13 protein-coding genes are annotated in these 12603 nt (G+C 42.0%); 6 read left to right on the top strand and 7 right to left on the bottom strand.

The window, feature by feature from the left end:
- Window positions 1-141: 141 nt before the first annotated feature.
- Entirely contained in the window at window positions 142-984 is an 843-nt protein-coding gene (locus ACFI6J_RS02320) for a DUF6279 family lipoprotein (protein ID WP_039227740.1), read from the top strand.
- A 120-nt stretch (window positions 985-1104) separates the two neighbouring features.
- On the opposite strand, the gene ACFI6J_RS02315 is transcribed toward ACFI6J_RS02320, so the two are convergent.
- Both ACFI6J_RS02315 and ACFI6J_RS02310 read right to left on the bottom strand, forming a co-directional pair.
- Entirely contained in the window at window positions 1105-1650 is a 546-nt protein-coding gene (locus tag ACFI6J_RS02315; RefSeq protein WP_039227739.1) for a hypothetical protein, read from the bottom strand.
- Between the two features lie 19 nt (window positions 1651-1669).
- Window positions 1670-3310, bottom strand: a complete 1641-nt coding sequence (locus ACFI6J_RS02310) for a response regulator (RefSeq protein ID WP_061485884.1) — start codon at window positions 3308-3310, stop codon at window positions 1670-1672.
- Window positions 3311-3431: 121 nt separating this feature from the next.
- Between ACFI6J_RS02310 and ACFI6J_RS02305 the strand changes: the two genes are divergently transcribed.
- From ACFI6J_RS02305 to ACFI6J_RS02290, 4 genes are all read left to right on the top strand, one after another.
- On the top strand, window positions 3432-3986 hold the full coding sequence (locus ACFI6J_RS02305; RefSeq protein WP_156086431.1) for a VC2046/SO_2500 family protein: 555 nt from the start codon (window positions 3432-3434) through the stop codon (window positions 3984-3986).
- A gap of 149 nt (window positions 3987-4135) precedes the next feature.
- Complete coding sequence (gene trhO, locus ACFI6J_RS02300) at window positions 4136-5131, top strand: oxygen-dependent tRNA uridine(34) hydroxylase TrhO (protein ID WP_014949513.1); 996 nt, start codon at window positions 4136-4138, stop codon at window positions 5129-5131.
- Between the two features lie 58 nt (window positions 5132-5189).
- Window positions 5190-5432, top strand: a complete 243-nt coding sequence (locus tag ACFI6J_RS02295; RefSeq protein WP_012518428.1) for an EF-hand domain-containing protein — start codon at window positions 5190-5192, stop codon at window positions 5430-5432.
- Window positions 5433-5688: 256 nt separating this feature from the next.
- Window positions 5689-6849, top strand: coding sequence for an IS30 family transposase (locus ACFI6J_RS02290; RefSeq protein WP_156086432.1), 1161 nt, complete (start codon window positions 5689-5691; stop codon window positions 6847-6849).
- A 132-nt stretch (window positions 6850-6981) separates the two neighbouring features.
- Here ACFI6J_RS02290 and ACFI6J_RS02285 read toward each other — a convergent pair whose 3' ends face one another.
- The 4 genes from ACFI6J_RS02285 to ACFI6J_RS02270 all read right to left on the bottom strand — a co-directional run bounded on the left by ACFI6J_RS02285 (window position 6982) and on the right by ACFI6J_RS02270 (window position 10707).
- Window positions 6982-7515 (bottom strand): hypothetical protein, encoded by a 534-nt coding sequence (locus ACFI6J_RS02285; RefSeq protein ID WP_156086437.1) that lies wholly within the window; start codon window positions 7513-7515, stop codon window positions 6982-6984.
- 243 nt (window positions 7516-7758) lie between these two features.
- Window positions 7759-9084, bottom strand: coding sequence for a DEAD/DEAH box helicase (locus ACFI6J_RS02280; RefSeq protein WP_014976575.1), 1326 nt, complete (start codon window positions 9082-9084; stop codon window positions 7759-7761).
- 262 nt (window positions 9085-9346) lie between these two features.
- Window positions 9347-10000 carry a CoA transferase subunit B gene (locus ACFI6J_RS02275; protein ID WP_156086438.1) on the bottom strand — a complete coding sequence of 218 codons (654 nt, stop codon included), beginning with the start codon at window positions 9998-10000 and terminating at the stop codon, window positions 9347-9349.
- Complete coding sequence (locus ACFI6J_RS02270; protein ID WP_156086439.1) at window positions 10000-10707, bottom strand: CoA transferase subunit A; 708 nt, start codon at window positions 10705-10707, stop codon at window positions 10000-10002. Before ACFI6J_RS02270 ends, ACFI6J_RS02275 begins: the two co-directional genes overlap by 1 nt.
- 122 nt (window positions 10708-10829) lie before the next feature.
- Here ACFI6J_RS02270 and ACFI6J_RS02265 point away from each other — a divergent pair, with 122 nt between their 5' ends.
- Entirely contained in the window at window positions 10830-11714 is an 885-nt protein-coding gene (locus tag ACFI6J_RS02265) for a LysR family transcriptional regulator (RefSeq protein WP_156086440.1), read from the top strand.
- A gap of 37 nt (window positions 11715-11751) precedes the next feature.
- Here the strand turns inward: ACFI6J_RS02265 and ACFI6J_RS02260 are convergent, their stop codons facing one another.
- Window positions 11752-12510 (bottom strand): hypothetical protein, encoded by a 759-nt coding sequence (locus ACFI6J_RS02260; RefSeq protein WP_014949522.1) that lies wholly within the window; start codon window positions 12508-12510, stop codon window positions 11752-11754.
- Window positions 12511-12603: the final 93 nt, after the last annotated feature.

The raw sequence follows: 12603 nt of genomic DNA, 5'->3' as shown, positions 1-12603 counted from the left end.
GTAGAGTAAAGGCTGTGCAACGTAAAGTTCTCTATTGCGGATATTTATTGCGTAATATCAAAGTAAAATTCAATTTTTCAGTACACAGCAATAAGCGTTTTTGCTTGTCACGACGTAACTAACGTAAAAAAAGGAAATACTATGCGTTCATTGTTGGTTGTTGTCTTTATTATTTTTCTTACTTCATGCAGTTCTAAGCTGGCCTATAACAACCTGGATTGGTGGGTGTATTGGTACATGGACGACTACATCGAGCTTAAAGATGAGCAAGAGGAGAAGTTTGATGCGCATTTACAAAACTGGTTGAGCTGGCACAAGAAGAGTGAACTTACTCGTTATAAAGCGCAATTAGAGGATATAAAAAAGCAGATTCAGAATGACACCCTTAATTCGAGTATTGTTTATAACAACCTTGAGCTAGCTAGATCGCATTGGGAGCGCGTACGAGACGAGGTCAGTCCTGAATTAGCGGCTATTGCTAAAACACTCGATGATGAACAAGTTGTCACCCTATTTGCGGCATTAGAAAAAGACAATAAAGAAGAAGAGGAAGAGCGACAAGAGGCGCTGGAAAAGTCTGAAGCAGAGAGACTTAAAGATAGAATTGAGCGAATACAAGAAACAATAAGTGAGCGTATTGGAGATCTAAGTAAAGAGCAAAAACAAATTGTTAGCACCTACGCACAACAATTTATTTCTACAGGTGACGCTTGGATAAAGTATCGCAGAAACATTCAAAATGCGGCAAGAAAGCTATTCGTTTCGCGCAAGCAAAACGAAAGGTTTGAGCAAGAATTGGTGTCGCTAATGCAAAATCCGGATAATTATAAAAGCGATGTGTACAAGCAAAGTAGTGCTCATAATATGACTGTGACAGCAACGCTACTGGCCGAGATATTTTCAACTCTTTCAGAGAAACAGCGTCAAACACTGATTGAAAACGTGGATGAGCTAATCGAAACGGTTGATAATTTTATGGATTAATTAGTAATACTTTGGCTCAGTACACATTCAGCTCGGTCGATACAGTACTGGTCTTCTCGTAATACAAGAAGAAAGCTCCGACTTATGGTGGTAGCACTCAGTACTAAATAAGGTATTAAGTTATAATTCCTTCCAATCGATTTTAAGAACTTTACCTTCTTCGTTAGCAACGAAAAGGGGAAGTTCGGTCAATTTAGTGTTTTTTTGTTTTAATGTTTTAAGGTTCTCGTAGGAATACTGCCTCTGTATATGCCACTCTACCTTATTCCTTGATTTGTATTCTAAATCAATATTCCACCTACCCAGATAAGAAACCGCGCTTGGTTGAAGCGAGAAAAAGCAGCCATCGCATTCAGGTTTTTTAAAACGTCTTACCCCAATGTTCGAAAAAGCTGGAGTTATCGATTTTAGATAGTATTTGCCAGTTTTAACTTTGACGAGTTTTGGGAGGTGTTTCTCGTTAGCTTGACTACCCTCGAATTGCTGTGTGCTAGGTACTTTTAATCCGCGAATAACAAATATTTCACCACTGTTTAGCTCTTCAAATGTCATTCTGTGAATACCAGCATCGGCTAGTACAAAAGACTCGTTCTGACTTAGCGCCTGTTCATTGGCGCTAACCTCGTCGATTAAAATTGCCACCAGTAAAAAAACTAACAATCTCATAGCTCACCAGTTTTCTAATTCAAAAGCCAATATATTTAGAGAGTTCATCTCTAAGGTTGGTGTATTTTTCTTTGTAAGGCGCCTTAAGTGACATATCGTCAATCAATTTAAACAGCCGCTTACACTCATTAATGAGTTTCATTTCGGCTTTATCTTCTTTGATTGCAATTTGTAGAAGACACTGTAATAGATTAAGCGCAACCCCTGTATTTACAGGAGCAAAGCCTTGAGCAAGGGCAAACGAAGCTTTAGCACGTTCGTAATCTTGCTGCTGATAGTGTTGAATGCCTTCGCGGTTGAACTGTTGATAACTGGCTAAGTTTTTCTGAGCATTGAGGGCTTGCGCATCAAGCATGTTTAGACTGTTTTGGTCGAGCTCATCCTGTCTTGAAGTTAAAAGTGCATTCAACTGTAGCGCATCATCAAACTCACCCAGTTTATACATAACGTTAATACTGTCAGGAATAAACGCGGTAGGAACTTCCGTGTACTTATCGTCAAGCAGTGTTTGTGACGTTGTTAAGTGGCGTTTGGCATCAATCAGCTTGCCGTCAATAGCACTAATTCTAGCGTTGACGATTGTACCAAATATATCTACGTCAAAATCTCTGTCCATTTTTTGAAGATGTTCATCAAACTTTCCTCTTTGCAGAGTTAGTAATGCTTCTTGCTGATACTTATTGCGCTGGCGCTTGTCGTCTGCAAACTCTGCGACATCTAAAAGGCTTCGGATAATACCGCACCAGTGTAAACTTGTTTTGTGAACGGTTCGTTTCGATAAATCCCAGATCGCTTGGCTTGAACTCGCTGCCAGCACTAAATCGTCATTTTGCCGACCTATTTCACAGGCTTTGAAATGCCTGGGTAAGGAGTAGGGTGACAGTTTTATTGCTTCTTTTATTGCATCAAGTGCTTTGTCGCCAGCTGTGGTGGCTTGGTGTGCTTGCGCAAGAATATCGTGGGCGTCTGCATTGAACCGGTTACGCTTTAGCGTTCTCTTGGCAATTGAAATCGCTTTCTCATATTCCTTTAAAAGCAAGTAAGTTTTTCCAATAGCTATTTGTGCCCACAGCACGGGTTTTCCGTCAATGTAGTCACGTAACACATCTAGCGCTTTATCGGGTTGCTTTATACGCCAGTATAGCTCGACTAATAGCTGTTCACAGTGACCTTTATAGTGGGAAGGGGCGTCAAGTAACGCTTCGATATGGTCGATCGCACTGTTTATTTCACCCTGTTCAACGAGACTAAACGCTTGCTGGAGAAACTGTCTTTTTTGCCACGCACGAACAATACGAGACTTCAGCTGAACTTGAGAAAAGGGCTTAATTAAAAAATCATCGGGTCTACGTTCAATACTACCCAACACTATCGGTCGAGCGCTATCTGCGCTTATCAGAATGAACACCGATGTGGGACTGATAAGCCTTCGAGTGCGCAACTCTTCAATGAGCTCATAGCCATTTTTGTTGTCAGCTCCCAGGTGTAGATCACAAATGACAATATCAAACTTATGCTTTTTACATAGTGATACCGCTTGTTCAGCAGATGACTTCGTAACTACATCAGATGCGCCCATCGAATGCATCAGCCCCTTTAATAAAAGAAGGAAAGGGCGTTGGTCTTCAACAATCAGTACTTGTTTGTTGCTAAATTGCATTTCAAATCCATGAATGAGCGCGCGATTACTTTATAGGAGTATATCTAATTTTAGATAATAAGCTTAAGAAAAACATTATCTTGCCGAAAACATAAGTATACATATGAAGTTGTAAATAAGAATGTCGCTAGAAACTGTCGAAGCTCGTGAGCAAATACCTATTGACCCCAGTATATACTGGGAGCGCAGTGGTGTGCTTGCTAAAGCATCTGCGCAGGGAGCGTTGTTCTCTTTATATCTTGCTATGCAGCAACATAGTGTTGCCGAGCCATTTGAAATTGAAGCGGTAGCGTCAGAATCTGATGATAAAAGCAGCATCGAATCCAAGCTTGCATCGTTAAATTATTATAGAAGGCCATCGCTAGCTGCTAATGAAAGCGAATGGGGCAGAATGCGCGTTTTGTCTGAGTTAGTATCTCAAGACTATGCAGCAGCAAGATTATATTTAAGTATGAATCCCTCTCCACTATCACAAACTGATGATGCTAAACGTCTACCCGACGATGTAGTAGATAATTGTAGTTTGGCAACACAAAAGCGGTTGAAAAAGGAATACGCTAACACCGTGAAGGAAGATAATACGCTGCTATACGATATCCTTTCATCACAAGATAAAGAATACCATTCACAACAAGAAAATTCGTCACACCTCACATCTTTTGAGAATATTGCATAGCAGTCATTTCAATTCGTTGTTGCGTGCTAAGTTTGGGTTGACGTAGGAGCGCTAATTCGTATCCGCCCTAGTTTTTATCATTCCTTTTTGTTATATTGCGCGCCGCATTTTTGCACTGGTCTTACGCTCCAATCAGCAAAGGTTAAAATATGTCTAAATATATTGTATGCGCAATGTATAAATTTGTTGCGCTTGAAAACTTCAAAGAAATCCGCCAACCGCTTCTCGAAACAATGGAAGCTAATGGCATTAAAGGTACACTTCTTCTTGCCCACGAAGGGATAAACGGTACGGTTTCTGGTACCCGCGAAGGTATCGACGCATTACTTGCTTATTTAAACAGCGACGAGCGTATTAACCCTATTTCTTGCAAAGAATCTCTTCACGATGAACAGCCGTTCTATCGCACCAAGGTAAAACTGAAAAAAGAAATTGTGACCATGGGCGTTGAGGGTATTGACCCTCGCAAAACCGTTGGTACTTACGTAAAACCTAAAGACTGGAACGCACTTATTAGCGACCCAGATGTTACGGTTATTGACACGCGAAACGGTTATGAAATTGAAATTGGTACGTTCAAACACGCTATCGACCCTAAAACCGAAACGTTTCGTGAGTTTCCTGAATACGTAGCGAAAGAGCTCGACCCGTCAAAAAATAAAAAAGTGGCTATGTTCTGCACCGGTGGTATTCGCTGTGAAAAATCGACGGCTTACTTGAAAGAGCAGGGGTTTGACGAGGTTTATCACTTAGAAGGCGGTATTCTACAGTACCTTGAAGATGTACCGAAAGAAGAGTCATTGTGGGAAGGCGATTGCTTTGTATTTGATAATCGCGTTGCAGTTAACCATGACTTAGAGAAAAGCCATTATGAGCAGTGCTACGCGTGCAGACTTCCAATTACTGAAGAAGACAAGCAGAGTGATAAGTATGAGCCGGGTGTAAGCTGCCCACACTGCTTTGGTACCCATACCGACGATCAAATTGCTCGCTTTAGAGAACGTGAAAAACAGGTTCAGCTGGCAAAAGAGCGTCAACAAGAGCATGTAGGAACGGAAGCGCGTTTGACCATGGAACAAAAGCGTCAGGAAAAAGCAGAAGCTCAACGTTTACGCGCACTTAAAGCAAAAGAAAATCAGGCGTAGACAGCTAGAAAGAAGGGCGTTACACTCGTGCTTATTGCAGTTGAAATAAGGAATGCGAGTGAGCACTCAACTTTCAGAATCTAAAATTGAAGAAATTAGAAAGGACTTCAGCTTTTTCGATCGTGATGGCAACGGCCAAATCGATTTGCCGGAGTTCATCGAGCTTCTAACCGTTATTTCACCAAAAACGAAAGCTAGCCACGTACAAGAAGGCTTTAAGCTTATCGATAGTAACGATGACGGTTACATCGACTTTGAAGAGTTTTTGGAGTGGTGGCAAGAAGGATGGTGGGAATACTAAGTTTAAACTTAGTAACACTTATCGTCGACTGAGGCTTTTCGACACGCTAGGCTAAGCGTGGAAACGAGGGCTAGGCCACGTAAAAGAGCCAATTGAAAACGAGTGCTTTTAAGCACTCGTTTTTTTATGTGTTGAGTTTGGCCATTCGTGTTGGGAGTGAGATATAGCTTCCTTTGAATAGCCTTCAATGTCGGCTTCGAGCCTTGAGTTCAACTGGTGAATGCAACGCTATCCTTACTTGAGGAGGAACGTTGCTATGAAACAAAGAAAACGTATTTATTACTCACCTGAGCAAAAAGCGCTAATTTGGGACAGATATAAGCAAGGTGATTCGCTACATGACATCGCTAGAATGTTTGACCGCTTTCACTCTTCTATTATGCCAACCATCTATCAAACGGGTGGGTACCGGCCACCAGAACGAAAAAGACATCCACAGTCCCTCTCGCTTGATGAAAGAGAAGAGATATCACGATGCTTAGTCAGTAAACAATCTATTCGAGAAATTGCCAGACGTTTGTCTAGAGCGCCATCTACAATAAGTCGTGAGATAAAAAGAAATGGTGGGTTGAAGCACTACCGTGCCGTAAAAGCAGAGCAACGAGCATTGGACGAAGCATTAAGGCCTAAGCCATGTAAGTTAATCGGATCCCCAGAGTTGTGTAAACTTATAGCTGTTAAGCTTAAAAGAGCATGGTCACCACAACAAATTGCGGGTTGGTTAAAGCGACAATATCCCGATAATCAGGAAATGTACGTGTCTCACGAAACCATCTATAAAACACTCTTCATTCAGACGCGAGGGGCGTTGAAGAAAGAGTTGCAACGATGCTTGAGAACGAAGAGAGCCGTCCGAAAGTCTCGCACGTCAACGCTAAAAGGCAGAGGCTTAGGCCAAATTCCAGATGCCTTGTCAATCAGCGAGCGCCCAGCTTCCGTTGAAGATAGAGCTGTGCCTGGGCATTGGGAAGGAGACTTAATATGTGGTTCAAAGAATAGCTATATTGCAACGCTCGTTGAACGCCACTCTCGTTATGTAATGCTAGCCAAAGTGGAAGATAGTAAGTCATCTACTGTTATTGCTGCGCTAATTAAACAAGCCCAAAAGCTACCAAGCGAATTGTATAAATCACTCACGTGGGATAGAGGTCGGGAAATCAAAGACCACAAACAGTTTACACTGGCGACTGACATCAAAGTGTATCTGTGTGATCCTCACTCTCCGTGGCAACGGGGTTCAAATGAAAACACTAATAGGCTACTTAGACAATATTTCCCCAAAAGCACTGACTTGTCAGTACATAGTCAGCAAAAGCTCAGTAGCGTCGCAAGACAACTTAACGAAAGACCCAGAAAGACGCTAGACTATGAAACACCAGCACAGAGATTTAACCAGTGTGTTGCATCCATCGATTGAACTCACAGCACAAAACGGAAGTAGTCGAATAAAAGTAGGCTTGTCAGTATCTTCTCTCAAACGAACCTTTAACACAAACGCTACTCTAAACAATCACCGGCGCCCTAAAAAGCAATCCTCGGTGAATACAAATTACCAATCAGCGCTGTATACTTTGTTGGCTGCGGACGCTTCTACTTCTAGTGGGGCTTTATCGTAACCGTATTCAGCCATGTCGAAAAAGTGTTGGGTGACAACTTCATCTAAACTGGCTCGTTCAATCTGTAACACATGCACTAATTCGTGGGCTAACTTGGGTCTATTAAGCTCGAAATCTTTACGAGCATAAATCGAATAGCCGAAAACTTGTGCGTTATTTATTATTCCTTCTCCAACAAGTCCAACGGCTTCGCCAAACACTTTAAGCGCGAAGTTTTCGTAGGGATATGGCACTTCATCTACATAAACAATTCTTACTTTCATCGGCTGTTTTATGCCTATCTCCGCTGCTAGCGCCAATTCTTGTTCGTTCAACGGTTGACCTATTTTTAAGCCTTTCATATCTGTTTGATGTGCCCACTCTATGTACTGCGGCAACAATACGCGTGCTATTATTTTTTCATAGGAGAGTGCCACAACGACTATTACTATAAACAAGGCTAACGATACGAACTTTATAAATTTCATGTGGTTAAAATCCATTTTAAAGGGGGAGTGTGTGCCGCTTACACGCTTTGTTACAAACAGTTGAAGCGTGTAGTCAGCACGACCGACTTGTTGCTATATGCGTAGTAGAGCATATGATGGCGAAGTGTTCCATCAAAGGGCCGTAAGAAAATGTGATTAAAAACAAAGTGAAAGGTTACACACCGCTATTCAACAGTGAATTGTGACTAGCGGCGGTGATGGTTCAAACTACGATATAGAGTTTTATTCATCGTCGTCAGACAGAGTGTTTCTTGGCTTTCGTTTCACAGGAACCATACCAATATCTTCTCCAGACATGGTATCGACACGTTTTTTAGTGCCAGGTTTTGCTGGTTTCGCTACGCGCTTTTTACCACTTTTCGCATTTGATTGTTTCGATACTTTTTTCTTCGGCGTAAAACCTTTGAAAGACGCCGAGAATTCGTCATGCGGTGAACACTCTAACGCATATTGAAGGTGATTCTTAAGCCCCTCGAAACTGTTCCAATCACGAGGGCCAATTAACGAGAATGCTTCGCCTTTTTGCCCAGCACGGCCTGTACGGCCGATACGGTGAATGTATTCATCCGCGTTCTTAGGAAGGTCAAAGTTAACCACCAATCCTACTTTTGATAGATCTAGTCCACGAGAGGCGAGGTCGGTAGTAACCAGAATACTGTGCTGTCCACGAGCAAACGCACTCATTACTGCTGCGCGTTGGCTTTGTAGCATATCACCACGAAGCGCAATAGCTTCTAAGTTTTGTTCGTTAAGCAGTGCTGCAATTCTATCGGTATCTTCACGGGTAGCTGTAAATACGATAGCTTGGTTGTAGGTACGATTGGCTAGTTCAAACTGTAAAATTTGATCTTTGTTATCAACATTGTCTGCAAAGAAGCACTTCTGTTCGATATCGCCATGCTCTGCGGTTGAGTCTCCTACAGCTACACGGACAGCGCCTTTGGTTAACTGCGTTGTCATATGCTTTAGCTCAATATTATCGAGCGTGGCAGAAAACAACATAGTTTGACGCTTTCTGTGATCAGCATAGTCGTTAATCATTTTAAGCTGAGCAGAGAAGCCTAAATCTAACATTCGGTCGGCTTCATCAAAGATAAGCAACTCTAAACCGTTTAAATACACACTTTTATCTAATAGATGGTCGGCTACACGACCAGCGGTACCAACGATAATGTGAGGGTTACGGCGAAGCGCTTTAACTTGGTCGTTATAATTTTCACCACCCACAATAAGTGAACAAGTAAGATTTAGCCCGGTACACATTGATTTAGCTTCAATGAAAACTTGTTTGGCTAGCTCTCGAGTTGGCGCAAGAATAAGTGCGCGTGGGTCTTGACGACTAAGGGCTTTTTGCGACATTAGCCTGTTTATAGCTGGCACTAAAAAGGCGAAGGTTTTACCTGACCCCGTTTTTGATGACGCAATAATATCTTTGCCCTGAATAGCTGGCAGCATAGTGCGTTCTTGAATTTCGGTTAGCGTCGAAATGTTTTTCGTTTCGAGCTTTGAAATAATTTTGTGGTGAACAGGTAAATCAGTAACTAGCAAGAAGGTATAGCCTTTTTAAAATGACATTCGGGCGCATTATCCCTTAATGCACGGTGCATTTAAAGGTTTATTGGAAAGGCTTATGAGTTTGCAGACTGAAGGCAAGTGCTTGTAACAATCGTTACTCAACGAAGAATATAAAGTTAAAGCAAAAATGTGAGTTAACCCAATGGCGCGCGCTTACCACAAGAGCATAAATGCTGAATGATAAGCGCGACATTGCGAAGCACGATTAAATGAAAAGCACAATTAAACGTAGAGTTTAAAACTGCATTTCAGGTACATTTTCAGGAACAACAAGCTTTCCGCCCGTTTTCTCTTTAATTTCGTCTACGCTGACGCCCGGGGCGCGTTCTTGAAGCACAAATGCACCGTCTTCAACACTCAGCACTGCTAAGTCGGTAATAATGCGCGTAATACAGTTCACACCGGTTAACGGTAAGGTGCATTCGCCAAGTAGTTTTGGGTTACCGTGTTTGTCGGTATGGGTCATAGTAACAATTATGTTCTTTGCTCCAGCAACTAAGTCCATAGCGCCGCCCATGCCTTTAACGAGTTTGCCCGGTATCATCCAAGAGGCAATATTACCCGATACATCAACCTCAAATGCGCCAAGTACAGTAAAATCAACGTGGCCGCCGCGGATCATGGCAAAGCTCTCAGCGCTACTAAAAATAGATGCGCCCGTGATAGCCGTTACCGTTTCTTTACCAGCGTTTATCATATCAGCGTCAATTTCATTTTCAGTCGGGTAGCGTCCCATACCCAAAAGACCGTTTTCTGACTGTAGCATCACACTGATGTCGTTTGGCACATAGTTAGCTGCAAGGGTAGGGATACCTATGCCTAAATTGACGTAATCGCCATCTTTAAACTCTTGAGCGACGCGCATTGCGATTTGTTCTCTACTAAGCATTACACTGACTCCTTGCAAACTACACGGCGTTCAATACGTTTTACAAATGAACCTTGAATAACACGGTCAACATAAATCCCGGGAGTGTGGATCTCGCTAGGGTTCAATTCACCAGGCTCTACAATTTCCTCTGCTTCTACCACAGTGATTTTACCTGCAGTAGCGGCCATAGGATTAAAGTTTTGTGCTGTATGGCGATAAATACAGTTTCCGTAAGTATCTGCTTTCCATGCTTTTACAATGGCAAAGTCGCCAGTAATAGCATGTTCAAGAATATAAGGGCGACCGTTGAATTCTTTGACTTCTTTTCCTTCACCAACAGGCGTACCATAACCTGTGGCAGTGTAGAAGGCAGGAATGCCAGCACCACCAGCGCGCATTTTTTCCGCCAGCGTTCCTTGAGGTGTAAGCTCAACTTCCAGCTCACCGTTAAGCAGTTGTTTTTCAAACAGGGCATTTTCACCTACATAAGAAGACACCATTTTTGCTATTTGTTTGTCTTCTAGTAAAAGACCCAAGCCAAATCCATCTACACCGCAGTTATTAGAAACTACAGTAAGTCCAGATACGCCCATATTCTTAATTTGGCCTATTAGTCCTTCGGGTATACCGCACAACCCGAAACCGCCCGCAATAACTGTCATACCATTTTCAAGACCAGCCATTGCTTCTTCGTATGAGGATACAACTTTGTTAAATCCCGCCATTCTCTATCTCCAATGCATTTGTTAAAAATAAGTATCGACATTGTTGCTTCATTTGTAAAATCGAATTAATCTTACGATTAATAAAAACTATTTATTAATCGTCAAGATCAGTTGAAAAGTTTATGGATGTTTCATACCGTCAAATAAAAGCGTTTGTAGAAGTGGCCAAGTCATCAACCTTTGCTGAAGCCGCGGTAAATCTACATTTAACACAGCCAGCTTTGTCATCGGCTATTAAAAAAATGGAAGAGCAGTTAGGCGGTAAGTTATTCCAACGCAATACACGCAATGTAAGCCTAACACCAGAAGGAGAGGTGTTGTTTCCAAATGCTTTGAGGCTACTGCACGACTGGGACAATACTTTTTCTGATATTCAAAATTTGTTTGCTATGGCGAAAGGGCAGCTTACCATTTGCGCTATGCCGTCATTTGCCGAGTCTCATTTACCGAATATCTTGTCAGTATTTCATCAACGAATTCCAAACGTAAACTTACGAATTGTCGATGTAGTAATGGAACAGGTAATTCATGAAGTTACTACTGGCCGCAGCGAGATTGGGTTCTCGTTTGAGCCAGAGCGCAAAGATGGTTTAGTGTTTAAAAGCCTTTTTGCTGATGAGTTTGTTGTTGTGACCAACAAAGCACAATCAGCCCATTTAGGGGAGAAGTTGCATTGGCAGGACTGTCTAAAACTTCCATTGGTAATGATGAATAGGGGATCTGCGGTACGCCACTGGACTCAAACTAAGCTAGCACAATATGGTGAGCTAAATATAATCGCGGAAACGGGGCAGCTATCTACACTAGGAAAGCTTATTCTAAATGGTTTAGGTATATCTATTATGCCGGCGATTTGTAAAGCGCAAATGGAGGGATTGGGGCTAGTAACAAAAGAAATTAGTGACATGCCTCTGGTGAAAAATATTGGAATAATTCGAAATGCGCGAAAAGGGTTATCGCTGCCGGCTCATTCTATGTGGGACATGGCCGTAGCGCATTATGAGTGAAATAATGCGCTTTATAGTTTCTAAGAAAAGGTTCTACCTACCACTTTTTCTTAGGTGCGAACAACTCGTCTAATTCGTCTCTTTCTTCTTCTTGCTTCTTGGCGCGATCTTTTTCGTTCACGCTCTTAAGGTTGCTTTGGATTTCGTGTAACCACTCGTTAAGTGTAGCAAGTTTAGACATTGAGTATTCGTCTTGGGGATTTTGATTTTCTAGTGCGTTTTTCGCCTTTTCAAAATACTGTCTGGCTGACCCAAGCATATTAGTTTGAAGTGCAGCGCGGCCGCGCTTAATCAATGTTTCTACATTTACTTTTACCTGCAAGCGTTCAAGCTGCTTATCTTCATCCATGAATACTTTAGAATCAATTTGCCCTTTACTATGTTCTGAACGAAGAATAATGCGCAGTTTCTTAACGGCCTGAATATATTGAATGATCATTTTGTCGTTGTCGGGTAACGCGAAATCGTTAGTGATGCCGCTATTGTCCGAAAGAGCAGCGGCGGTTGCTTGCTCACTGCTTGAGATACGCTGTTTTAGTTCAGATGTACTCGATAAATCGTTCATTGCTTTTAAGGCATTTAGAATACGATTGTGAAGTATGCCCATAATGCGCGAAGAAACAGGCATGTTTACACAGGCGGCAATAACGTTCTCAGTTTCGTCGACAATAGTACGCTGTTTCGCAAGTTCAGTTCTGCGCTCAGCCTCTTGCTTTTGACGATGTTGTTGCATTGCATTGATAAAGATAGCTGCGATTAGCAAAACAACAATTAATATAATAATAATCACGTACATGCGTGTGTTTCCGTCTGTTTTTTATTTTTTATAACGTTAACGTATTACTACGTACGAGCGTTACTTTTTGTATTACTTAATGTTATCGGTCAA

It is taken from the genome of Alteromonas sp. G4i13, from assembly GCF_054960505.1.
Note: the sequence above shows the minus strand (reverse complement) of the source record. Positions and strands in the feature narration are given on the sequence as shown.

What these genes read in the sequence shown, in the direction of transcription:
- ACFI6J_RS02290 (WP_156086432.1), top strand. Translation starts at nt 5,689, where the DNA reads ATGAAACAAAGAAAACGTATTTATTACTCACCTGAGCAAAAAGCGCTA.
- ACFI6J_RS02305 (WP_156086431.1), top strand. Translation starts at nt 3,432, where the DNA reads ATGTCGCTAGAAACTGTCGAAGCTCGTGAGCAAATACCTATTGACCCC.
- ACFI6J_RS02310 (WP_061485884.1), bottom strand. Translation starts at nt 3,310, where the DNA reads ATGCAATTTAGCAACAAACAAGTACTGATTGTTGAAGACCAACGCCCT.
- trhO (WP_014949513.1), top strand. Translation starts at nt 4,136, where the DNA reads ATGTCTAAATATATTGTATGCGCAATGTATAAATTTGTTGCGCTTGAA.
- ACFI6J_RS02265 (WP_156086440.1), top strand. Translation starts at nt 10,830, where the DNA reads ATGGATGTTTCATACCGTCAAATAAAAGCGTTTGTAGAAGTGGCCAAG.
- ACFI6J_RS02260 (WP_014949522.1), bottom strand. Translation starts at nt 12,510, where the DNA reads ATGTACGTGATTATTATTATATTAATTGTTGTTTTGCTAATCGCAGCT.
- ACFI6J_RS02315 (WP_039227739.1), bottom strand. Translation starts at nt 1,650, where the DNA reads ATGAGATTGTTAGTTTTTTTACTGGTGGCAATTTTAATCGACGAGGTT.
- ACFI6J_RS02285 (WP_156086437.1), bottom strand. Translation starts at nt 7,515, where the DNA reads ATGAAATTTATAAAGTTCGTATCGTTAGCCTTGTTTATAGTAATAGTC.
- ACFI6J_RS02275 (WP_156086438.1), bottom strand. Translation starts at nt 10,000, where the DNA reads ATGCTTAGTAGAGAACAAATCGCAATGCGCGTCGCTCAAGAGTTTAAA.
- ACFI6J_RS02320 (WP_039227740.1), top strand. Translation starts at nt 142, where the DNA reads ATGCGTTCATTGTTGGTTGTTGTCTTTATTATTTTTCTTACTTCATGC.
- ACFI6J_RS02270 (WP_156086439.1), bottom strand. Translation starts at nt 10,707, where the DNA reads ATGGCGGGATTTAACAAAGTTGTATCCTCATACGAAGAAGCAATGGCT.